Source organism: Ruminococcus sp. AF17-12, assembly GCF_003479245.1.
GTDB classification, from domain to species: domain Bacteria; phylum Bacillota; class Clostridia; order Lachnospirales; family Lachnospiraceae; genus Blautia_A; species Blautia_A fusiformis.
In genome coordinates, this window is the sequence record NZ_QUGY01000015.1 from 75,143 (window position 1) to 94,970 (window position 19,828).

Annotated in this window: 31 protein-coding genes and 1 pseudogene; 9 read left to right on the top strand and 23 right to left on the bottom strand. The window is 38.6% G+C overall.

Going from position 1 to position 19,828, the window contains the following annotated elements:
- The first annotated feature begins 118 nt into the window (after positions 1–118).
- On the top strand, positions 119–400 hold the full coding sequence (locus DWW77_RS14860) for a nucleotidyltransferase family protein (protein WP_118609010.1): 282 nt from the start codon (positions 119–121) through the stop codon (positions 398–400).
- Positions 381–785, top strand: a complete 405-nt coding sequence (locus tag DWW77_RS14865) for an HI0074 family nucleotidyltransferase substrate-binding subunit (protein ID WP_022426101.1) — start codon at positions 381–383, stop codon at positions 783–785. Before DWW77_RS14860 ends, DWW77_RS14865 begins: the two co-directional genes overlap by 20 nt.
- Positions 786–813: 28 nt before the next feature.
- Here the strand turns inward: DWW77_RS14865 and DWW77_RS14870 are convergent, their stop codons facing one another.
- The 10 genes from DWW77_RS14870 to DWW77_RS18375 form a co-directional block, all read right to left on the bottom strand.
- Complete coding sequence (locus tag DWW77_RS14870; RefSeq protein ID WP_110103037.1) at positions 814–1,227, bottom strand: hypothetical protein; 414 nt, start codon at positions 1,225–1,227, stop codon at positions 814–816.
- Between the two features lie 15 nt (positions 1,228–1,242).
- Complete coding sequence (locus tag DWW77_RS14875) at positions 1,243–2,769, bottom strand: Y-family DNA polymerase (protein WP_015526461.1); 1,527 nt, start codon at positions 2,767–2,769, stop codon at positions 1,243–1,245.
- Positions 2,770–2,811: 42 nt separating this feature from the next.
- A complete protein-coding gene (locus DWW77_RS14880) occupies positions 2,812–3,021 on the bottom strand; it encodes a DHHA1 domain-containing protein (protein ID WP_015526462.1) in 210 nt (69 codons plus the stop codon).
- An 18-nt stretch (positions 3,022–3,039) separates the two neighbouring features.
- Entirely contained in the window at positions 3,040–3,381 is a 342-nt protein-coding gene (locus DWW77_RS14885; RefSeq protein ID WP_021650098.1) for an arsenate reductase family protein, read from the bottom strand.
- Between the two features lies 1 nt (position 3,382).
- Positions 3,383–3,838 (bottom strand): YaiI/YqxD family protein, encoded by a 456-nt coding sequence (locus DWW77_RS14890; RefSeq protein ID WP_118609011.1) that lies wholly within the window; start codon positions 3,836–3,838, stop codon positions 3,383–3,385.
- A gap of 10 nt (positions 3,839–3,848) precedes the next feature.
- The gene (locus DWW77_RS14895) at positions 3,849–4,217 is read right to left on the bottom strand and encodes a VOC family protein (RefSeq protein WP_118609012.1); all 369 of its coding nucleotides are present in this window, start codon (positions 4,215–4,217) and stop codon (positions 3,849–3,851) included.
- A 56-nt stretch (positions 4,218–4,273) separates the two neighbouring features.
- Complete coding sequence (locus DWW77_RS14900) at positions 4,274–4,684, bottom strand: peptide deformylase (protein ID WP_015526465.1); 411 nt, start codon at positions 4,682–4,684, stop codon at positions 4,274–4,276.
- 967 nt (positions 4,685–5,651) lie between these two features.
- Positions 5,652–6,068: a hypothetical protein gene (locus tag DWW77_RS14905; protein WP_021650102.1), complete on the bottom strand. Its 417-nt coding sequence runs from the start codon at positions 6,066–6,068 to the stop codon at positions 5,652–5,654.
- A 21-nt stretch (positions 6,069–6,089) separates the two neighbouring features.
- Positions 6,090–6,305, bottom strand: a complete 216-nt coding sequence (locus DWW77_RS14910; RefSeq protein WP_015526469.1) for a hypothetical protein — start codon at positions 6,303–6,305, stop codon at positions 6,090–6,092.
- Positions 6,306–6,343: 38 nt separating this feature from the next.
- Positions 6,344–6,472: a hypothetical protein gene (locus DWW77_RS18375; protein WP_021650104.1), complete on the bottom strand. Its 129-nt coding sequence runs from the start codon at positions 6,470–6,472 to the stop codon at positions 6,344–6,346.
- A gap of 227 nt (positions 6,473–6,699) precedes the next feature.
- Between DWW77_RS18375 and DWW77_RS14915 the strand changes: the two genes are divergently transcribed.
- Positions 6,700–7,536, top strand: coding sequence for an AIM24 family protein (locus DWW77_RS14915; RefSeq protein WP_021650106.1), 837 nt, complete (start codon positions 6,700–6,702; stop codon positions 7,534–7,536).
- A gap of 129 nt (positions 7,537–7,665) precedes the next feature.
- On the opposite strand, the gene DWW77_RS14920 is transcribed toward DWW77_RS14915, so the two are convergent.
- From DWW77_RS14920 to DWW77_RS18380, 9 genes are all read right to left on the bottom strand, one after another.
- Positions 7,666–8,283, bottom strand: coding sequence for a sugar O-acetyltransferase (locus tag DWW77_RS14920; protein WP_118609013.1), 618 nt, complete (start codon positions 8,281–8,283; stop codon positions 7,666–7,668).
- Between the two features lie 68 nt (positions 8,284–8,351).
- The gene (locus DWW77_RS14930) at positions 8,352–8,621 is read right to left on the bottom strand and encodes an AAA family ATPase (protein WP_118609014.1); all 270 of its coding nucleotides are present in this window, start codon (positions 8,619–8,621) and stop codon (positions 8,352–8,354) included.
- 434 nt (positions 8,622–9,055) lie between these two features.
- Complete coding sequence (locus tag DWW77_RS14940) at positions 9,056–9,418, bottom strand: YccF domain-containing protein (RefSeq protein WP_015526476.1); 363 nt, start codon at positions 9,416–9,418, stop codon at positions 9,056–9,058.
- Positions 9,419–9,444: 26 nt separating this feature from the next.
- Positions 9,445–9,663: a hypothetical protein gene (locus tag DWW77_RS14945; RefSeq protein ID WP_015526477.1), complete on the bottom strand. Its 219-nt coding sequence runs from the start codon at positions 9,661–9,663 to the stop codon at positions 9,445–9,447.
- A 45-nt stretch (positions 9,664–9,708) separates the two neighbouring features.
- A complete protein-coding gene (locus tag DWW77_RS14950; RefSeq protein WP_118609015.1) occupies positions 9,709–10,179 on the bottom strand; it encodes an LURP-one-related/scramblase family protein in 471 nt (156 codons plus the stop codon).
- A 298-nt stretch (positions 10,180–10,477) separates the two neighbouring features.
- Positions 10,478–11,233 carry an EFR1 family ferrodoxin gene (locus DWW77_RS14955; protein ID WP_118609016.1) on the bottom strand — a complete coding sequence of 252 codons (756 nt, stop codon included), beginning with the start codon at positions 11,231–11,233 and terminating at the stop codon, positions 10,478–10,480.
- A 72-nt stretch (positions 11,234–11,305) separates the two neighbouring features.
- The gene (locus DWW77_RS14960) at positions 11,306–12,127 is read right to left on the bottom strand and encodes an alpha/beta fold hydrolase (RefSeq protein ID WP_353616947.1); all 822 of its coding nucleotides are present in this window, start codon (positions 12,125–12,127) and stop codon (positions 11,306–11,308) included.
- An 85-nt stretch (positions 12,128–12,212) separates the two neighbouring features.
- A complete protein-coding gene (locus DWW77_RS14965) occupies positions 12,213–12,818 on the bottom strand; it encodes a DUF1349 domain-containing protein (RefSeq protein ID WP_118609018.1) in 606 nt (201 codons plus the stop codon).
- A 25-nt stretch (positions 12,819–12,843) separates the two neighbouring features.
- The gene (locus DWW77_RS18380; protein WP_227588488.1) at positions 12,844–13,236 is read right to left on the bottom strand and encodes a hypothetical protein; all 393 of its coding nucleotides are present in this window, start codon (positions 13,234–13,236) and stop codon (positions 12,844–12,846) included.
- Between the two features lie 106 nt (positions 13,237–13,342).
- On the opposite strand from DWW77_RS18380, the gene DWW77_RS14975 reads away from it, so the two are divergent.
- The 4 genes and pseudogenes from DWW77_RS14975 to DWW77_RS14990 form a co-directional block, all read left to right on the top strand.
- Positions 13,343–13,627 (top strand): transposase, encoded by a 285-nt coding sequence (locus DWW77_RS14975; protein WP_021650114.1) that lies wholly within the window; start codon positions 13,343–13,345, stop codon positions 13,625–13,627.
- Positions 13,624–13,842, top strand: coding sequence for a hypothetical protein (locus tag DWW77_RS14980; RefSeq protein ID WP_021650115.1), 219 nt, complete (start codon positions 13,624–13,626; stop codon positions 13,840–13,842). The genes DWW77_RS14975 and DWW77_RS14980 overlap by 4 nt, the downstream gene beginning before the upstream one ends.
- A gap of 163 nt (positions 13,843–14,005) precedes the next feature.
- Positions 14,006–15,766: a diguanylate cyclase domain-containing protein gene (locus DWW77_RS14985; RefSeq protein ID WP_118609021.1), complete on the top strand. Its 1,761-nt coding sequence runs from the start codon at positions 14,006–14,008 to the stop codon at positions 15,764–15,766.
- Positions 15,767–15,802: 36 nt separating this feature from the next.
- Positions 15,803–16,051, top strand: a pseudogene (locus DWW77_RS14990) (ATPase); the annotation flags it as partial.
- A 262-nt stretch (positions 16,052–16,313) separates the two neighbouring features.
- Here DWW77_RS14990 and DWW77_RS14995 read toward each other — a convergent pair.
- From DWW77_RS14995 to DWW77_RS15010, 4 genes are all read right to left on the bottom strand, one after another.
- Complete coding sequence (locus DWW77_RS14995; RefSeq protein WP_118071539.1) at positions 16,314–16,523, bottom strand: DUF6219 family protein; 210 nt, start codon at positions 16,521–16,523, stop codon at positions 16,314–16,316.
- 63 nt (positions 16,524–16,586) lie between these two features.
- Positions 16,587–17,495 carry a radical SAM mobile pair protein B gene (locus DWW77_RS15000; protein WP_059086551.1) on the bottom strand — a complete coding sequence of 303 codons (909 nt, stop codon included), beginning with the start codon at positions 17,493–17,495 and terminating at the stop codon, positions 16,587–16,589.
- Positions 17,483–18,172 carry a radical SAM mobile pair protein A gene (locus DWW77_RS15005; RefSeq protein ID WP_118368671.1) on the bottom strand — a complete coding sequence of 230 codons (690 nt, stop codon included), beginning with the start codon at positions 18,170–18,172 and terminating at the stop codon, positions 17,483–17,485. Before DWW77_RS15005 ends, DWW77_RS15000 begins: the two co-directional genes overlap by 13 nt.
- Positions 18,169–18,606: a radical SAM mobile pair system MarR family transcriptional regulator gene (locus DWW77_RS15010; RefSeq protein WP_005608550.1), complete on the bottom strand. Its 438-nt coding sequence runs from the start codon at positions 18,604–18,606 to the stop codon at positions 18,169–18,171. The genes DWW77_RS15005 and DWW77_RS15010 overlap by 4 nt, the downstream gene beginning before the upstream one ends.
- A gap of 369 nt (positions 18,607–18,975) precedes the next feature.
- On the opposite strand from DWW77_RS15010, the gene DWW77_RS15020 reads away from it, so the two are divergent.
- Together DWW77_RS15020 and DWW77_RS15025 are read left to right on the top strand one after the other, a co-directional pair.
- Complete coding sequence (locus tag DWW77_RS15020; protein ID WP_118368672.1) at positions 18,976–19,188, top strand: hypothetical protein; 213 nt, start codon at positions 18,976–18,978, stop codon at positions 19,186–19,188.
- 59 nt (positions 19,189–19,247) lie between these two features.
- The coding region (locus DWW77_RS15025; RefSeq protein WP_182431232.1) for an IS256 family transposase at positions 19,248–19,828 on the top strand (581 nt) is incomplete at its 3' end.

Below are 19,828 nucleotides of genomic sequence, written 5' to 3' on the forward strand. Positions count from 1 at the left end.
GATTACGACTATAGAATAACACCAACCGCAGTCAGTGTCTTTAAAGTTGAATTAATCTATAGAAACTGCTATCATATTTTATCAGAATTTTCCAGGTAAAGGAGGACATGAGTGGATCATGAACGTAATGCCAATTTCCGAAATCATCGAAAAAGTAACCATAATTTGCAAAAAAAATAACGTAAAGCGCCTTGATTTATTCGGTTCCTTCGCCACAGGCACTGCGACCCCCACCAGTGATATTGATTTTGTAGTATACGGCTGTAATAATCTAATGCAGTTAGAAGATGATCTTCAGCAGATTGAAACACTAAGGAAAATTGATATTTTTGACTTTGACAGTATAAAAAATGAGTATTTATTGGAGGATATAAAAAAATATGGAAAACAAATTTATTAACCGCTATAACACTTTCTGTAAAAGTCTCTCCAATCTTGCAAAAAGCAAAACAGCCGACCCCAAGACCGATTTTGTTCTCGAAGGAACTGTTCTCAATTTCAGTCTTACTTTCGACATCTCCTGGAAAGTTATGAAAGATATTCTGATCAAAAAAATGGGAATTCTTGATTTTGCAGTTGGCTCTCCACGCGAAACTCTGCAGCAGGCATTTACCAATGGTATTATTGATGATGACACCTGGCTGCAAATGCTGAAATCCAGAAATCATTTGTCTCATGATTACGATGGTACTTTCGCCGCAGAGAAATTTCAGGACATTATAAATATTTATTATCCTCTTTTTGAAAAATTCAAAAACGATGTTGCGAAATACTATAAACAGTAAATCAACACCAGTGAAACATTTTTCACATTTACCACTCTTCACATTTAATATCACTTATCTGCTCGATTGGAATAACCGTTTGATCCGTCATAATGATGGTATGCTCGTATTCGTCTATCTTTTTTACAATACCAGAGCACGTAACATAGGAGCCGCCTGCTTTTTTTGCATCGGGAATAAAATAAGTTATCGATACTTTCTGTTCTATACCGATATTATTTCTGATTATATTGATTTTTTCATTCAGCTGAGCAATCGCTTCCTCGCTCAGTTCCAATCTTTCATCGGTTAATCTTGCCGTTTCCTTTATCGCAGCATCATGTCCGGTCAGGGCTGCAAAAGGAGCAAATTGCGCTGCCCGATCCCGAAGTGGCATTTGCGGATGATTCTTAGAGACCGGATGCGGTAAATTAATGATATCGTCATAAGAATTATTTTTCATCCTCTTTCAACTCCTTTACGCCTTATGACCGCCAATCTGTTCATTTCTGTCCCTGGCGGTTGCACCTTCCTGAAGATTCATCCCCTTCAGTACAGCGTTTTTTCCAAATTTCTTTTTGATACTAAGCATTGCTTCCTGCATACGTTTTTCGCGATCCAGCGCAGCCTCTTCCTCTTCCTGCTTTTTCCTTTGCGCCTCATAATCCGTAAAAAGATCCAGCTGCTCATATACTTCTTCTTTCTTGACAGAACTTTCATCCACAAGCCTGTTCGCTGTGATATTGATTCTTCTGACAAGCAGGTTTCTGTCAACGATCCTGTCATATAACTCTATTACTGCATCCGTTATCATCTTGGTTGAGGAAGTCTGCCGTTTCAGATTGGTCGTTCCATGTGCATGTTTCGGAATTCTTCTTCCATAACGGTCGATCGTAACCTCTCCATGATACTGCTTTCTCCTGTCGGCATTGTTCAGATTCTCAATATCATAACCAACCGTCAACACGATCTGATCCGTTACAAGCTTCTTATCCACCAAATCCAAAACCATCTGGTCTGTCATCTCTTTAACGACTAATTTTGCTTTTTCAAAATCATAAGGGCAATGAAGTACCTGCCCGGAACAAACACTGTTCGTTTCCGGCTTATAAGCCTTGACCATTTCCATGGTACAGGGCTCATATCCCCAGGCATGGTCGATCAGCAGCTCCGCATTAACACCAAACAACCTATATAACAAGTCTTCATTATATAACTCATTTTCTTTTCCGATGGAACATCTGGCAATATCTCCCATTGTATAAAGCCCGTATTCTTCCAGCTTCTTTGCATATCCTTTTCCTACTCTCCAAAAATCAGTAAGTGGTCTGTGACCCCAGAGTTTCCTTCGGTATGACATTTCATCCAGTTCTGCAATTCGTACACCATCTTTATCTGCTTTAATGTGCTTTGCCACGATATCCATCGCAATCTTACACAGATACATATTCGTTCCGATTCCAGCAGTTGCCGTTATACCTGTCGTTTTCAGCACATCCTGTATCATGGTCATTGCAAGTTCTCTTGCTGTCATATTATAAGTATGCAGATAATCCGTTACATCCATAAATACTTCGTCGATCGAATACGGGAAAATATCTTCCGGCGCAATATATTTCAGATAAATACTGTAAATTCTGGTGCTGTATTCCAGATAGAGAGCCATCCGGGGAGGAGCAACAATATAATCAATCTCCAGTTCCGGATTGGTATCTAATTCTGTGCTGTCATCAGAGGCTCCGATAAAAATTCTGTTCGGCACTTTCCACCTGCGGGCGCTGTTGGCTTCTTTTACTTTTTGAACAACCTCAAATAAACGAGCCCTTCCTGGTATCCCATAACACTTTAATGCTGGCGATACCGCAAGACAGATTGTCTTTTCTGTTCTGCTTTTATCTGCAACCACAAGATTGGTCGTCAAAGGATCCCGATTTCGTTCTTTACATTCCACAGACGCATAGAATGACTTAAGATCGATTGCAATATAGGTTCTTTCCTTTTCCATCATTCTACATCTCCCGATTCTTCTGTGTTCTGTTTCTAATTCTTATTTATCCTGCCCGGAAAACTTTCTCATCATAACAATCCACTCAAGGATTTCCTGCCTGAATTTTTCAACATCATTCGTCCGTTTGCGCACACCAGCTGCTGCAGCATGTCCACCTCCGCCAAACGTCTGCAGAAGTTCGTTTACATTGATCCATTTTCCATCAGACCGGAAGGAACAACGCCAGCGATTTTCTTCTTCCTCATACATGGTAAAACATCCTGTTTCTTACTTCCACGCCTTCCAGATATCCGGCTGATATCCAAGAGTGGATTGTTTTCCATTACGAACCACCGGTGTCTTAATCACCTGCGGATTTTCCAGCACCTTCTTAAGTTTATCTTCCTCTGCAATGTACTTAATGAGCGCAAGCAGATCCTTATCCTTGCCCTCCCAGTTTATCATATTTTCCAGTCCACCATTTGCCTGGGCAACCGAATTGAATTCGCCCTTGCTCATGCCCTTTTCTTTCATATCAATAAACTGAAACTTGATCCCACGTTCCTTAAAGAAACGTTCTGCTTTCTTTGTATCATTGCACTTCTTTGTTCCAAAAATCTGTACGTTCAAATCAATTCTCCTTATCCATTGCCATATGTATCATTTTCTCAAAGGATTCTCTAAAATGCTCATCATCCTCCGATGTTCGTTTTCGTGGTCCTTTTAAATGATTCTTTCCGGATGCCCTTCGTGCTTTCTTATTCAGATGCCGTTCCATAAGCATATGGTCAATATTCTCATTGGTATACCATTTCCCGGATTGATGAATCGCATACGCATTTTTTCCTAATGCCATTGCAGCCACACCGTAGTCCTGTGATACAACAATATCGCCTTTATGGCAAATGCTGATCAGTTTATAATCCACGGCATCTGCTCCGGCTCCAACTACAATCACCTCACTGTAATCAGAAGATAACACATGATTGGTATCACACAATAACGTTACCGGAATACTGTGCTCTTTTGCAACTTTTTCAACAATACCAATTACCGGACAGGCATCTGCATCAACAAAAATCTGCATATCTTCTCCTTTAATTACACATAAATGGCGTACGAACCTCGACGAGATTACCACTCGGATCATACAGCCTTACAAGCTTCTGCCCACCTGCAAGTTCTGTCAGTTCAGTGGCATATCGGACGAAATACTTACCGGATTCATATTTTGCAAGCAATCCATCTATATCAAAATCCTCGAAATACAGTTCCATCCTGTTATTGAATGGCGTAGAAGTTTCATTCAATGTTTTCCCCCATACGTCGGCATCCTGCAAAACAAGTCCCTCCGATAAGATCACATTGCCTTCATTCTTAAGAATCACTTGCAGTCCAAATAAGTCTTTATAAAACTCTATGGATTTTTCTATATCATCCACCACGATCAGTACGTTTTTCAGCATATCCGTCACCTCACAATCCGCTTTGAGTCAAGCGAATATTCGCAATCCGCATGCGGTTAAATAATCTTTCCAGACAAATGATCAATTTCATGCTGGCAAATCTGTGCTGTCCATCCTGACAATTTCTGGCGCTGTTTTTTCCATTTGAAGTCATAATACTCTACTTCTATTTCCTGGTATCTGGTCGTCTTACGAACACCATCCAGCGACAGACAGCCTTCTTCTGTCTCATACATGTCACGTTTTGAAACAATCACCGGATTGAACATCACAACATTTATGAATCCCATATTCACAATGATGATATTCTTCTTTACACCAATCATGTTCGCCGCCATACCAACACAACGTTCTCTGTTCGCCTGCAGCGTATCCTGCAGATCCTTTCCAACCTGGATGTCAGCTTTCGTGGCCGGTTCAGATGGCTGGCCTAAGAAGAAAACATCTCTTACTATTTGTTTTACCATTTACTTTCTCCTGTACTCTAATTCTTATCTATCTTGACCAGAAATCTTTCTCGTCATAACAATTCGCTCAAATATTTCCTGTTCCTCTTTCATTGTTCCAATATTTTATTATCTAACACCACTTTACAACTTTTTCATAAAAAAATATCGTACAGAACTTTCTGATGTATAATGAATTTGACCCAAAACATTACAAAGGAAAGTGACCCTGTACGACAAAAACATTATACAACGAAAAAACACTGATTGGTAGACTTCATCAATATTTTTTGATTTATTTTGAAACTTTTTCTGTTCCGACAGCAGATACCTTATTTCTGCTGATATTATCCATACTGACCTTGTGTTATAACCTTTCATCTGCCAGTCCTCCTTGGATTTTTCTTCTTTTTTGATGTTATCATCTTACAATAAATGGCTGTGCGAAAATCCCGACAACCAACTGGTTCTATGGCGGGGATAATTGGGTCCTATGGCAGATTAAACGCTGATTAAAGGCCTTTAATTGCCAACTAAACTACGAAGAATTCAAAAATCATGTTGCAGATTTGGAGGCTTCCATTCACGCTACCGATAATAAGATTCAGCAAACGAGGCTGGCAATTCAAAATCAACAAGTAATTCAGAAACACTGTGAAGTCTATCGGGCCTGTCGTGACATCATACGTGCTCAGAATTTGGTATTCACAAACTTCCGTCGGCTGAAAAACTGTAGCGCCAACAGATGGAACTGGAAGAAGAACTGTCCTCAGCAAAAAAAGAAAAGCAGGATCTCCAGAAGCAACAGAATACCCTGCATATAATTGAAAAAAATTTTGATGCTATGATCCGCAAAGCTGGTATCAAGGTTCCGGAGAAAGCACCTTCACCAAGAATCTTGAGCTCTTAAATGCCAAAAAAGAAAAATTAAAATAAGCCATAACGCGACGAAAGGCAATGAACCATTTCTGACTCATTGCCTTTTCCTTTACATACGCTGTAATTGATTGACGATACTTTCTGTTCTTCGAATTGCTTCTTCTACCCGTCTTTGTGCATTATTGATTCGATCCTGGACCACCCAGTCCACAACAAATCCATCAAAAAAATAATCCGCAAAAGAAAGAAAATCTCCAGTATCGATATTCAAGTTACATACCATATTTACATCATTTAATTCTCTACTGAAATTACGAAGATCATACTTTGCCTGTTCCATATTCCGTTTGGCCTGATCAATTCTAGAATGTTTTAGCATCGTAGTGAAAAAACCACCGCCAAACATATCTACCAGTCCCCAGTTCTTTGCACTGTTTAAATTTTCTTTTGCTGCCTGAAGACTGTTCAAAGCTCTACGTCCAGCTTCAATTGCTTCTCTTTTTTCTTTTTCAATATCATATCCCATACGTTTTCTCCTCCTGATCGATTATGAATGTGACGTCACCAATGCTATAATGCCACCGACAATCAACAATGGAAAAGCAATGTACATCAGTCCACCTACAACCATACCAATCAATATCACCGGGAAGAAAATAACTGTGCAAAGTAATTTCATAATTCCCCAGGATGCTCTTAACCCAAAAACAAAAAATTTTCCAACAAACCAAATCATACAAATTGCAAATAATAACGATAACATTTTTTACTCCTTCTGAAACTCATTCTGATATGTGTCTTTCATTTTTTCTGTTCTTTTTCTGCTAAATATTCAGATGTGTTCTTTATGCCAAGCTTATTACTGAATGCCGGATTTTTCTCCATCTTTTCTATTATCCGGATTAATCGAATTCTCTGTGCCACTTCCATCTGATCACCCCGTTTATATTCTGTTTTTTTGTTGATATTGTCACTATAACAAATTTATTTTTCATAATACACAGCCACCATGAAGAATTGCATCTTTATATTTCTCGAATTTTGAGAATTCTGTCTTTATATTTCTCTGCACGAATTGTTTCCTATCTATGCTGCCTCTTTTATAATAAGCATATCCGAGCAACATCATAAATTATTATTAAAAGGGAGATTATGCTATGCGAATTGAAAACTTGCAAAATGAAAACAGAAAATATGCGAAAAGTATCGAAAACTTCCACGTGCTTGAATATGTGCAGGATGCCAGCGTTTCACCTATGAATGCAATGAATGAGTATTTCATGAGTAAAATGCATGTCAGAAGAAGACAGGTTGTTATTGATATTGATAAAGACCATTCAGCTGTTATCCAGGCTGGTGCCATGCAATGGATGGGTGGTAATGTACAAGCCACATCTGGTGTAAAAGGTATCGGAGATTTCCTTGGAAAGGCATTCAAGGGTGCGGTTACAAAAGAAACCGCAGTTAAACCGGAATATGTTGGTGAAGGCTGTCTGGTATTAGAACCGACATACAAATATATTATCCTTACAGACATTGGCAAATGGGGACCAGCCGGAATGACAATTGAAGATGGCATGTTCCTGGCTTGTGATGCAAATGTAAAAAGTAAAGTTGTAGCCAGAAAGAACCTTTCATCAGCAGTATTAGGTAGCGAAGGTCTGTTTAATCTGAGTTTGCAGGGAAATGGTGTAGCTGCACTGGAGTCTAATGTTCCCGAAGATGAATTGATTGAAGTCATATTGGAAAATGATGAACTGAAAATTGATGGAAACCTTGCTGTATGCTGGTCATCAAATCTTGAATTTACCGTAGAAAGATCTACAAAAACACTTGTCGGATCTGCAGTTAGCGGAGAGGGTCTGGTAAATGTTTATCGTGGAACAGGACGGGTACTGATGTGTCCGGTCGCACCGACAACTTCCTTGTTTGAGTCCACTAACACCATGGCAGCTAAAGCTGCTGCTAAATCCAGCAATACATTTGGAAAATAAGTGTAAAATACATTCTCTTATAACCAACAAACGCCGATATAGGATTATAAAAATCCTGCATCGGCGTTATTAATTGTGATCATTTTATTTTCTTTATTCAGATGAACTGCTTATCATCAATGCAAATTTTTAATTCTTTTCAATTCCATCTGGCATATGATCTTTCTCAGTTATTTTTCGAATGACCCGGCATGGATTTCCAACTGCCAAACTATACGGCGGAATATCTTTTGTTACAACACTCCCTGCACCAATTACACACCCTTCTCCTATGGTGACACCACCGCAAACAACCACATTGGATTCCAGCCAGCAATTATCCTTTATAGTTATTGGCTTCGCATATTCAAGATTATAAAAATTTCCATCTTCTCTTTTCCTAATATTGCGTTCTTCAGGTAATAATGGATGCATAGGAGTTGCCAATGTAACATTTGGACCAATCATCACATTATCGCCTATATGTATTTCACATACATCTAAACATGTAAAGTTAAAATTAGCAGAGCTGAATCTTCCAAAGAACGTATTACATCCGTAATCAAAATAAACAGGCGCCTGTAAATAGGGGAGTTCCTCTGTTGCTGGCAATAATTCCCTCAATATCTGTGCTTGTTTTTCTTGATCATCTTCATCCGTCGAATTGTATTTTCTTGCTAATTTACGTGCATTCACACGTAATTGCTCCAATTCTTTGTCCGTTGGATCGTACAACTCTCCACTTAGCATTTTTTCTCTTTCAGTCATTTCCGATAACCTCCAAATTCAAAGTTATTAAATATCAGTTTCCCCACTCTCTCATGGTCTGCAATATTTTATCTAATGCTTTTGCACTTTCCGTCATCAAATACGGACATAGCCATAACCATATCATCTACTTTTAGATCACCGGAAAAAATATCCATCGCAGAAGGTATCTGTTTAAAATTAATTTCAACAATTTCTTCATAGTTCTCTTCTGCAAATCTTTCAACTATATATGTTTTTCCTGTTTGTCTGGCTCCCTGAATTACAAAACATTTTTTGTTTTTTGAATCTACCCATTTTTTATGTAATGCGTCACTTTTCTTTTTAACATAAAACATCTCCTGTTATCAAATAATATTTTTATCAAGAACAACTTTGTAACATTTTTAATTACTATATTTCTTTTATCATCAACATTTTAGAATATTATATCATTGATCAATATATATTAAATGACTTTTTCCATTTCATACAATCTCTTCTGAAGCTCCGGTTCAAAGAAATTCTACATTCCTTCATCAAAGCTTATGAAAGGCTTCTCCATATCTTCAGTTGTGAAAATCAGGGCATTTTCGTTACTTTTCTTAACCGCACAGTCTGTGAAATTTTTAAATTCCTTATCAGTGACCGGCTGCTGCATATGCTTAACATCAAACAATACTTCTGTGTCAACCAGACTGTTTCCTGTTCAGGTTTTATTTGAACTCCAATATTAATATTACCATCCGTGAATAATATTATTTCATTTTTCATCAATAAGACCTTACACATTCTACCCTATCACACTTGCACCAAATGGCATGAAAGAGAGTCTTGCCATCTTGAAGAACTGCTTTCCAAATGGAATTCCAACTATCGTAATGCACCAAATACAACCCACTATCAGGTTTCCAAGTGCCATTTCCCATCCAAAAAATATAATCCATATAAGATTTACCAGAAATGAAAACATGCCATTTCCATACACGATTTCTTTTCCAAACGGCCAGAATGCCAGGGTTGCAAATTTAAAGCATTGCAGACCTACCGGAATTCCAATAATTGTAATACACCATATGCAACCTGCAAAAACCCAGGCCAAACCGCCCAGTAATCCTCCAAATATAAACCAAAGGATATTACCTATAGTTCTCATGACAACCTCTCCTCCTCATCCAATGTCTAATATTCTTTTGCAATTTCCTCTGTTATCTCATATATCTCTTTGAATTTTTCTAAGTCCTCTGGAGATCTGATCAGCATGATTTCTTCGATTTTTCCAGTCCGTATGTCTTTGAATCCTGCTACTTCTTCTCCGGTACAAATGCTTGCACGAATAACTGGTTTCATATGTTCTCGGTCATATGTTTTTTTCACGATTTTCTTTTTAAATAATCCCATGCTACCTCCCCATCTCCGAATATCTTCGACAACAAGATCAACTATCTAATTCCTAGAACATTTTTCTGCATCAATCGCAAGTACAAACATCAACGCATCCAATGCATTTCCTGGATCCTGCACATCAATAACATATATATCAGTCATATGAAACAGTTCTTTATTGACCCGTGCGATTGAATAACCGCTTCGATCAAGAATGCTATAGTCCCATTCCATAATAGTTCCATCAATATGCCATCCATTGTAATCAATATTATAATGTGGCGTCAGGAATGAGAATTCTTTGCTCAGGCATCCGATATAACTGCCGTTTTTATAAATTTCAAATTTAGGAAGAAAAGTAAGTACTTTCTGAACAACCATTCCTACTTCATTTCCATAGGCATCATAAATTACAAGTTTATGTCCCCAGGACAACTGACCTTTTACTACATAAACAGTGTTGCCTGCTTCATCATAGATATCATAGCTGTCAAACCATGAAAACAGCCTTTGTTTAAACAATAACTTCATAACTTTTCACCGCTCTCTCCAACAGATATAATTGGTTCTTTATAAGTATCATAATACCATGCCGGAACACCTTAAAAAATATGTAAATCGAAGAATTAACTCATCTTATTTCACGGATTATGATAAAACACATATTACCAGCTATAAATCTCTACTTGTTCACAAAAAGATATAAAAAAGACCATCTACTGCTTGTTTACGGTAAATGATCTTTTCATTGCAATATTTAATTAAATATCATACTGAGCCGATTGTTCACGTATCAATTTACATGTTTCTCATTGTATTGCTCGCCCTATTATAAATACAATTTATTTTCCTTCCTACCGGAACAAACCTTTTTCATTTTCAGTCCAGCGATAAAACTGACAAGCTTACTGTAATTTCTTGCTTTCTTCGGACAGACTGCTACACAGTGCATACAAGAAATACACTTATCCTTATCGGTCATCTTCGGATTGTCCAACGGAATGGCACCTGCCGGGCATTCTTTTGCGCACAGACCGCAGGAAGTGCATTTTCCATTTGCAACAGGTTTGAATGGAACACCACCATATTCTCGATATGGTCTGTTTCCCGGAAATGCAGGTATCCTTTGTGCTTCGCTGTTTTGCATAATCTTTGCGGCAAATTCCAGCAATTCCTTTTCATCCTGCTGATCCGGGCGTCCGGTTCCAAATTGGTGCATCAGGGAATGCTCTGCGACTGCCTCCATTCCTGCGATACATACAAATCCTGATGCCTCCAGAACATCCTGTAGTTCCAATAGCGTATCATCAATCATACGGTTTCCAAATACTGCCACAAGAATTGCTTTCGTACCATCTGCCTTTACTTTGCAGAACATATCCGTTACAACTGCTGGAATGCGTCCACCGTAAGACGGTACAGCAACCAAACATAGGTCCTTTTTTTCAAATTTCACCTTCATGAGTTTATCTGATTCTTTAATTAGGTCGATTTCTTCAGCATCCAGCTTCGTCCCTTTCGCAACAATATCTGCTACTTTCTCTGTACCCCCTGTCGGGCTGAAAAATATGTTATAAAATCTCATAATGATCCTCCTACTGATTCCGATTTGTTTATTGCCCTTTTATAACGGTTGACCAATTGTTTTCAATCGTCTTTATATGTTTGAAAGGAATTCTTCTATCAAACTATTTATCATCTCCGGTTTATCTGTATTAGAATTATGACCGGCCCCTTCAATCCACTTTAAAGGAATTTTCGTTTTTCGATGCCATTCTCTGTTATACCTTATGCATGAACCGGCATGATCCTTTGTACCACATATCAACAGGGAAGGACATTTGATTTCATATGGCAGATTCTTTTCCATTGCCTCTGCCAGAATACGAAATCCATGCCCGGCAATTTGGGCATAACGATGCTGATCACCATCATAGACCAGCATCATTTCCTTCATCAGATTTCTGCCATAATCAGAAGTTGCAACTCCCTCAGTTCCGGATTTCAAAAGCAACTTCCATGGGTAATGTGCATATACTGGTTCCATTCTTTTCAGAAGCCAGATCTCCACTGCTGTCACATAGTTTCTCTGGAGCGGTGCTGAATCAATGGAAATAAAACCTGCCAGCCGGTCAGGATACAATTGTGCATAAGCCTGTCCCACATATCCTCCCATTGATTGACCTATTATAATTGGTTTTATGATTTCTTCTTTTTCAAGAATCACATTCAGCCATTTTGCCTTATCAAACAGATCAAAGTCAAAGCGGAACGGCCAGGAAGAGGCATGAGCCGGTGCATCCCATACAATAATATTATATTTTCCATCGAAGTACTCAACCTGTTTATCAAATAATCTATGGTCAGCAGTCAGCCCTGGTAAAAATACAAGCGTCGTTGTATCCAAACTCAGATTATTTGACCAATAGTGAATTGTTCCGCAAGGAGTTTGATATGTACTTTCCTTCAACAAATCCACCTCCGCAATTTTCATTTTTCTCAGTTACACAAACTGAAAAACTTTAACTATTTTCATATTGGTTTTTTATATCAAATACGGTCTGCTACATCTCATCCGGCATTTGACCATCGTGGGCTTTCCATTGACACTCCATCAATTTCATATCTGTAAATACCGCTTTAAACGATGAATCTTCCGGACTGCATGCATAAATTCCAAATTTGATTTTTCCTGCACCAGCCCACATATGACAAATCCTCATTTGCTTAAACCGTATTCCATCCTCAGAACATTCAATGCAATAATCATCTTCACGTCTACTGAGACGATACCACATAGATTTAATCTCTGCATCAATTTCCGTAGTTGCCCAATCTGAATATCCATTGTTTGTCACAACACTTCCCAGGTGCTGAAAATAGTCATTCTCATATTCTATAGAACCTTTCAACCAATTCTCACTGTCAAGATACATAACCACACCGCACTGATCAAAGCGATGATGGCTTTCCTTAAAATCAGTTTTCACTATAAATGAAAAAAATTTTTCCTCTGTTTCTATCTGCAGAACCGGAGCATTATCATTGCGGAAATGATAGTAAGTTCTTTGCCACAAATCAGTTCCAGGCTGTGTAATAATCTCAATTTTGTCATCTGTCAGCGTGTAATCATCAGGTTCTCTCGTCCACTTAAAATCTTTTATATTCATCTCATTATCCCTCCAACTTCCGATTTCACGACATCATTTCTAATACAGATTTTACCGTACTTTTTAATCTCAGTCCATCCTTTATACCCAGGCGATAGAAAAACTCTTCTGTCTCTGCTCCGCTGGCAAATATTTCATCACAATACTTCGTAAGCACTTCCTCTTGTTCCGGAGACAGTGTTTCCAAAAGCTTCTGGTATTCCTTCTCTATATTTTCATTAAATGGCTGTGTATCTTGATTTGATTTCCATTCAGAATATGCTTTGCTCATACGATTGGAGATCATCTTATCAACAGACTCCTCTACGTCTTTTGACGTCTTTGAGGGAGACTCTTGCTTTTGAACTTTTTCGTTCTTCGCTTTTTCAAGTGTTGACTCGTCAATATAGTGAATAATTTCTCTCAGATTTGCCTTCATAGATTGCAGGTATTGGTGCTAGAATATAAATAGTACAAACCAAAATGAGAAATTCCAAATACACATAAGCATGATACAATAGAGGCATGCTGAAGGAAGATCTCATATGGCAAAGCAACATGACAAACAATTTAAACTTGATGCAGTCCAGTACTATCAGGATCACAAAGATCTCGGAGTACGTGGATGTGCAGAAAATCTTGGCATCGGATACAGCACATTAACAAAATGGCTAAAAGACTTCCGGGAATCAGGTGATATTCCTGTTCGTGGTTCTGGTAATTATGCATCTGATGAGCAGAAGGAAATTGCCCGTCTCAGACGTGAATTACGTGATGCCCAAGATGCACTTGATGTGTTAGAAAAAGCAATCAACATTCTGGGAAAATGACGGAAGCCATTTATCTTGAAGTGTCTGAGAAGACGGAAGCTGCCAAAAAGGCTGGACGTCGGGTTTCCGTCTTCGGAATGTTGAAATTTTTAGGTGTCTCTCGCTCAGGATATCTTGCATGGCTCCACCACGTACCTTCTGATACAGAAAAACGTCGTAAAGCTGTAAAAGCAAAAATACAGGATATTTATGATGATTCCAAGGCTCCTTCTTAAAATATATAGATTTCACAAATCCCTATCGATATATATTCTTCTGTCATAGATGTATAAAGATTTTGCACAGTTCGTTTTTTTCATAAAACTTATTCTGTTTTTCAACTTCTGTGATATAATGCTTTATTATAATAATTCCCATGAACAGAATAAGGTGAACCAAGTGAAAAAGAAAACACTTGTGCCTCTTATCACTTTTTTACTGGGCATATGCCTTATTAGTTTGATTGTATACAAAACAGACACCCACGAAAAAGAGCAGAGACACATAACAGCACAATTAAACGTAGCCACCTATGGCGAACAAATAAAGAATGAAATTACAAATGGAATTGAGATCACAGATACCTTGAAGCAAATCTTAATAAGTGAAGATGGCGAAATCCGTCAGTTTGAAACAATTGCAGGAAATCTTATGTCTGATTCTATTGAAAGTGTACAGCTCGCTCCTAATGGTGTTGTTACAGATATTTATCCGGCTAATGAAAATGAGGCAGGTAAGATTGATTTGATCCATGATAAAGACCGCGGAAAAATTTCCTGTTACGCAAGAGACAACCATACAATCATTACGCAGGGCCCCTTCAAATTAAAACAGGGAGGATATGGAATTGCAGTCCGCAATCCCATATACCTGAAAGATAAAAACGGACATGAGTATTTCTGGGGATTTACTATTGTTATCCTGCGTGTTCCGGATATTTTTTCAGATTCAATCAGTGCACTTTCAAATTTTGGATACGAATACAAAATTTCAAAAACAGACGCTCCATGGAGTGATACTTATAAAGTGGTTTATCAATCAGATGGGCAAATAAATCGTCCTGTTTCTTATACATTTACAATAGGAGACGAAAACTGGAAATTTGAAGTAACTCCTAAAAGTGGATGGAGAAATGCCACATTACTGGTAATCATCATCGGAATTTTTCTTACAATAAGCCTTCTCCTGTCAGTTCTTACCAGAGTATGGTTAGTAGCAAAAGAACATAAGAAAAAGTTTCAGATACTGGCGCGCACAGACTCTCTTACAAATATTTATAACCGCTATGGATTTGATGAATTTGCAGAAAAAATGATTCAAAAAAATCCAAAAACACATTTTGTGGCTGCGCTCCTTGATATCGATGATTTCAAGTTTATTAATGATATCTATGGACATAATTACGGAGACAGGGCACTAAAGAATCTTGCAGACAGCATGAAGACTTTTTTCCCATCCGATGCATTACTTGGAAGAAATGGTGGTGACGAATTCTGCATTCTTTTACCAAATTGTACCTTTGCAGAAGCAGATATACAGCTGCAGAAATTCACCAAACTTCCTAAATCATTCTCATACCATGGTAAGGAACATGCATTTTATATTTCTCTAGGATATGCAGAATATCCAACATTTGCATCCAATCGTTCACAACTCATGCGCTGCGCAGATGCCGCTCTTTATGAAATAAAGCTTCATGGAAAAAATGGATGTATGGTCTACAGCGAAGGACTTCCGTCAGGTGCCCGCAAACAACTTGGATTCGCATTCAAGGATATCTCTGAACATCTTCCAGGTGCATTCATCATATACAGAGCTGACAAAGAAGATGATGAACTAATTTTTGCAAATGATGAATTTCTTCATATGTCCGGATATAAAGATATAGATGAACTGTTCAGACTTACTGAGAAAAGTTTTCGCAACTTGATTCGTGAAGATGAACAGCAACAGATAGAATCAAGTATCTGGGAACAGATTGACAACGGCAATGAAAATGACTATACTCACTTTCATCTTCGAAAAGCTGACGGAACTTATTTTTCTGTTCTTGATCATGGAAGAATTGTAGAGAGCCCGCAATACGGGAAAGTATTTTATGTATTGTTCATGGATTGGGAAGATATGCATATTCGTTACAATGATAAATTCGCAAGATAAAATATTGCAAAAAACAGAGCGTATGATCTATTTTCATATAATGTTTATGTCGGCAAGCTCTATCAAAAGGAAACCGACTTTATTGCTCAGAGAAGCAACGAGAAGTTTTATATTCAGATCAGCGACAACATTTCCGGGCAGTAAACATTTGAGAGAGAATGCTTTCCTCGGCTTCAGATTCGAGATGCTTATCCGAAAATGATTATTGCTAGAACCAAACATCCCCAATATAGCTATGAAGGAATCGTAATTTACGATATAGCCGATTGGTTACTACAAGAATAAGCAAGGCGAAATATCTCCAGCATTCTCTTTTGAAATGATGGAGATATTTTTATTATGACGGAGATTGCAGATGAATTCAGACGAAGCATCCTATGAAAAGAGTTTTATATGGATGTACTGAACTGTGATCCGATGTCTTTTGACAAGGAATGCAAACTGACTATTTGGTGGCTACACCCCCCAAGCCCCTGTAGAATAAATAACGCCAGTACTGGATATCAAAAATCCCGCACCGGCGTTATTTATTAAAATATTTTGTTTTTTAATCTTCAACACTCTCTACTGAAACTTCTTTTTTCTTCCTACTTTTACCAGAAATCATCTTGTGTCCTGTATAAATAGCCATAATCATGCAAAGCAAAGTACTTGCTGCAAAGTACTTATGGCCTTCTTTTGATCCCTTATAACCTGTATAAAAAGTTCCAAGCATTGTAATCAGTGCACCGATAGACCAATATTTATGTGATTTCATTCAGATACCTCCTGCCGTTTTTCTTAATCATATACCTTTTAAAAGATATATACAAACTGGAAGTTAGCGATTTCTTTTTCCGGTATTCTCTGTCCCACGGATTTCCTCATGATAGAAATAATCTACGATCACCGGATGTCCCTGCGGGACTCTGCCATAAGGCATTTCATTATCCACAAAGGCACAATCATACTTCTTAGCCATTTTCTCAGCTTTTACTTCAAGTGCTTCAAAGTAGCTGCGGTTATGCTTGTTATAGATCTCGTCGTAAAGTGGTACAAGATCAGGATATTTTCCGGCGATATAATTCATAATTGTCTTTTTGAAACCGCCTCGAAGATTGAGATTTTCGAGCCAGAACAGATCGCACTGATCCTTTACCCGCTCAAAGATTGCTTCAAAATCCGTGATACCGGGAAATACCGGGGATACGAAACAGACTGTACGGATACCTGCCTCATATACCTGCTTCATAGCAGCGATACGGTGCTCAATGCTCGAAGCAGAGTCCATATCGTTCTTGAAATTTTCATCTAGTGTGTTGATCGACCATGAAACGGTTACACGTCCAAGCTTCTTCAGTAAATCAATATCTCGTACCACAAGATCCGACTTTGTGCAGATCAGAATATCTGCGTCACTGCCGATCAGCTGCTCCAGAAGTTTTCTGGTATTCCCGAATTGCTCCTCCTGTGGATTGTAGCCATCTGTCACAGAACCGATGACCACCCGCTGTCCGGCATATTTCTTCGGATTTTTAATTTCCGTCCAATGCTTCACATCAAGGAAAGTGCCCCATTCCTCCTTGTGCCCGGTAAAGCGCTTCATAAAAGAAGCATAGCAATACTTGCAGGCATGTGTACAGCCCACATAGGGATTGACCGAGTAACCGCCTACCGGCAGACTAGACTTAGTCATGATGTTCTTTGTTTCCACCTCACGAATGAGGATTCCATTTATTACTTCTTCCATGATTTCTGTACCTCTAACACTTTATTAAATTCTTCCGGCATTTCCTGAATCATATTTTCATCCCCTATGATAGGGACAAGGTCTTCCTTCATAAACACCGGAATGCCGAGCTTATGTGCCTGGTCCGCCAGAGACCATGCCCATTCCGGCTCCGTATGAATCTTCCTGCTCTGAGCTCCGGTCATGGTGCCCACAACGATCCAATTGATTCCGGAAAGGTCAACTATGCCGGGATCGTCGAATAACGGCTCAAAGGTAACATGGTAATGTTTTGCTCTGACGTTTTTCCGAAGGGCGTCGATACGCCACAGTTCTGCTTTCCTCGTCACCGTAACGCCAAACCATGCGTTTTCCAAATCGGTATCAAAATCCAGCAAATCAGGTCGCTTGGTAAGGAACAGGAACTGATGCTGTGGATTTTCACGGATCTTTGCAAATACCTCGTCTCTCCATTCCGGCTTCCATCCGGAGAGATCGCTCATCCCGGTAAGAAGAAAGTTCTGCGGACGTTTCTTTTCCATCATCTTGAGCTTACCCGGAAAGAATTCAGGGTCAGCGAAGTCATCAATCATATGCCAGCGTTTCACGTTGTTGCGGGCATAGCAATATGTACACCCCACTGTGCAGCCAATGACGATATTCATGTTCTGAATCTGATCTTTGATACAAATACTCATGACTTCTGCCACTCCTCAAGATTCTTTCTGATGCGGTCGAGACATTTCTCAAACCGGGTAATTTCTTCCTCTGAAAAACCTTTGTAGTAAATACTGCCCATCTCATCAGATACAGAATCGTACTCGCCCTTTAAGGCATGTGCTTTCTCAGTCAGAAACAGGAGTGTTTTCCTTTTGTCCGTTTCAGACTGAACACGGCTTATCAGCCCTTGATTTTCCATTCTTTCCAGCATCGTAGTAAGAGATGTTATCGCTAATCCGCATTTAGTCGAGAGTGACCTAATTGAGATACCATCCTCCTGCCACAGCACATAAAGAATACGTCCCTGGGCTCCATTAAACGCATCAATATTCTTTTCACTGAGAATCTTCTCAAAAATCCGGTCTCCAAGCTGTTTTATTTTTGTGACAAGAAATCCTCCATTCATTTCCATACAAAAGCTCCTATATAGTAGTTTATTAAAAACATACTATATAGGAGCTTTATTGTCAAGAGTTTATATGTCTTAATAGGTAAATTCCATTTTTTCAATTCTCCAAACTGGAATTTGACTTGCCTATTTTCTTAAAATCTCATGTGGAGCTTCTATTTCATTTGCCAAGGTATGCTCTGTTAACTCTGACATTCCATTGTGCATTGTTGATTTCAAAACATTGGAAATTTACTCACTACAAGATTACTGGAGATCATATTTTGTCCGAGATTATTATGTAGAAATGGATTTTGATGATAATATAGTAAGAACAGAAGTATTTTATTTGCCAGAACGTCAATAACAAATATGGGAAAGAGATGGTACTACATGGGAATAATTAAATATTTTAGAAAAAAGTACTGGGAAGCAGCCATTTTCAGAGGTGGGCGACGTATACCATTTACCTGTGATGGATTAACAGCTGTTCCTGATAGCGCCTATGTATTGTTTACTGAAAAAGAGTTAGAAAAAATTTACGAAGAAAGAGATATTTTTCATGAGCGGCTAATGCATATGGAGAGTATGAAACTTTTTCTGTAAAATAATGTTTAGAAGGTTCTTCTATGATAAAATAAATATCATTAGGAGGGCCTTTTATTATGGCAAGACAAAAGAAACCTGTACATCGAGTACAAATGACAGAAGGAAAACGAAATATTATCCATCAGCTCCTTGAAGAGTATGACATCCAGTCTGCTGAAGATATTCAGGACGCACTTAAAGATCTCTTGGGCGGCACCATTAAGGAAATGATGGAAGCAGAAATGGATGATCATCTCGGCTATGAAAAATCAGAACGCTCAGATAATGATGACTATCGCAATGGTTATAAGCACAAACAAGTCAACAGCCGATACGGTTCCATGGAAATCGAAGTGCCGCAGGATCGTAAATCAACATTTGAACCACAGGTCGTAAAAAAACGTCAGAAAGATATTTCTGATATTGATCAGAAGATCATTTCCATGTATGCCAAAGGAATGACTACCCGGCAGATTTCTGAAACCATTGAAGATATTTATGGGTTTGAGACATCAGAAAGCTTTATTTCTGATGTGACCGATAAGATCCTGCCACAGATCGAAGACTGGCAGAACCGGCCGCTGGACGAAGTATATCCCATTCTCTACATCGATGCGATCCACTACTCCGTAAGAGACAATGGCGTGATCCGAAAGCT

Coding starts and splice junctions, on each gene's coding strand:
- DWW77_RS14860 (WP_118609010.1), top strand. CDS start 119: ATGAACGTAATGCCAATTTCCGAAATCATCGAAAAAGTAACCATAATT.
- DWW77_RS14865 (WP_022426101.1), top strand. CDS start 381: ATGGAAAACAAATTTATTAACCGCTATAACACTTTCTGTAAAAGTCTC.
- DWW77_RS14870 (WP_110103037.1), bottom strand. CDS start 1,227: ATGAAAAATAATTCTTATGACGATATCATTAATTTACCGCATCCGGTC.
- DWW77_RS14875 (WP_015526461.1), bottom strand. CDS start 2,769: ATGGAAAAGGAAAGAACCTATATTGCAATCGATCTTAAGTCATTCTAT.
- DWW77_RS14880 (WP_015526462.1), bottom strand. CDS start 3,021: ATGTATGAGGAAGAAGAAAATCGCTGGCGTTGTTCCTTCCGGTCTGAT.
- DWW77_RS14890 (WP_118609011.1), bottom strand. CDS start 3,838: ATGCAGATTTTTGTTGATGCAGATGCCTGTCCGGTAATTGGTATTGTT.
- DWW77_RS14895 (WP_118609012.1), bottom strand. CDS start 4,217: ATGCTGAAAAACGTACTGATCGTGGTGGATGATATAGAAAAATCCATA.
- DWW77_RS14900 (WP_015526465.1), bottom strand. CDS start 4,684: ATGGTAAAACAAATAGTAAGAGATGTTTTCTTCTTAGGCCAGCCATCT.
- DWW77_RS14905 (WP_021650102.1), bottom strand. CDS start 6,068: ATGGGATATGATATTGAAAAAGAAAAAAGAGAAGCAATTGAAGCTGGA.
- DWW77_RS14910 (WP_015526469.1), bottom strand. CDS start 6,305: ATGTTATCGTTATTATTTGCAATTTGTATGATTTGGTTTGTTGGAAAA.
- DWW77_RS18375 (WP_021650104.1), bottom strand. CDS start 6,472: ATGGAAGTGGCACAGAGAATTCGATTAATCCGGATAATAGAAAAGATG.
- DWW77_RS14915 (WP_021650106.1), top strand. CDS start 6,700: ATGCGAATTGAAAACTTGCAAAATGAAAACAGAAAATATGCGAAAAGT.
- DWW77_RS14920 (WP_118609013.1), bottom strand. CDS start 8,283: ATGACTGAAAGAGAAAAAATGCTAAGTGGAGAGTTGTACGATCCAACG.
- DWW77_RS14930 (WP_118609014.1), bottom strand. CDS start 8,621: ATGTTTTATGTTAAAAAGAAAAGTGACGCATTACATAAAAAATGGGTA.
- DWW77_RS14940 (WP_015526476.1), bottom strand. CDS start 9,418: ATGAGAACTATAGGTAATATCCTTTGGTTTATATTTGGAGGATTACTG.
- DWW77_RS14945 (WP_015526477.1), bottom strand. CDS start 9,663: ATGGGATTATTTAAAAAGAAAATCGTGAAAAAAACATATGACCGAGAA.
- DWW77_RS14950 (WP_118609015.1), bottom strand. CDS start 10,179: ATGAAGTTATTGTTTAAACAAAGGCTGTTTTCATGGTTTGACAGCTAT.
- DWW77_RS14955 (WP_118609016.1), bottom strand. CDS start 11,233: ATGAGATTTTATAACATATTTTTCAGCCCGACAGGGGGTACAGAGAAA.
- DWW77_RS14965 (WP_118609018.1), bottom strand. CDS start 12,818: ATGAATATAAAAGATTTTAAGTGGACGAGAGAACCTGATGATTACACG.
- DWW77_RS18380 (WP_227588488.1), bottom strand. CDS start 13,236: ATGAAGGCAAATCTGAGAGAAATTATTCACTATATTGACGAGTCAACA.
- DWW77_RS14975 (WP_021650114.1), top strand. CDS start 13,343: ATGGCAAAGCAACATGACAAACAATTTAAACTTGATGCAGTCCAGTAC.
- DWW77_RS14980 (WP_021650115.1), top strand. CDS start 13,624: ATGACGGAAGCCATTTATCTTGAAGTGTCTGAGAAGACGGAAGCTGCC.
- DWW77_RS14995 (WP_118071539.1), bottom strand. CDS start 16,523: ATGAAATCACATAAATATTGGTCTATCGGTGCACTGATTACAATGCTT.
- DWW77_RS15000 (WP_059086551.1), bottom strand. CDS start 17,495: ATGGAAGAAGTAATAAATGGAATCCTCATTCGTGAGGTGGAAACAAAG.
- DWW77_RS15005 (WP_118368671.1), bottom strand. CDS start 18,172: ATGAGTATTTGTATCAAAGATCAGATTCAGAACATGAATATCGTCATT.
- DWW77_RS15010 (WP_005608550.1), bottom strand. CDS start 18,606: ATGGAAATGAATGGAGGATTTCTTGTCACAAAAATAAAACAGCTTGGA.
- DWW77_RS15020 (WP_118368672.1), top strand. CDS start 18,976: ATGGGAATAATTAAATATTTTAGAAAAAAGTACTGGGAAGCAGCCATT.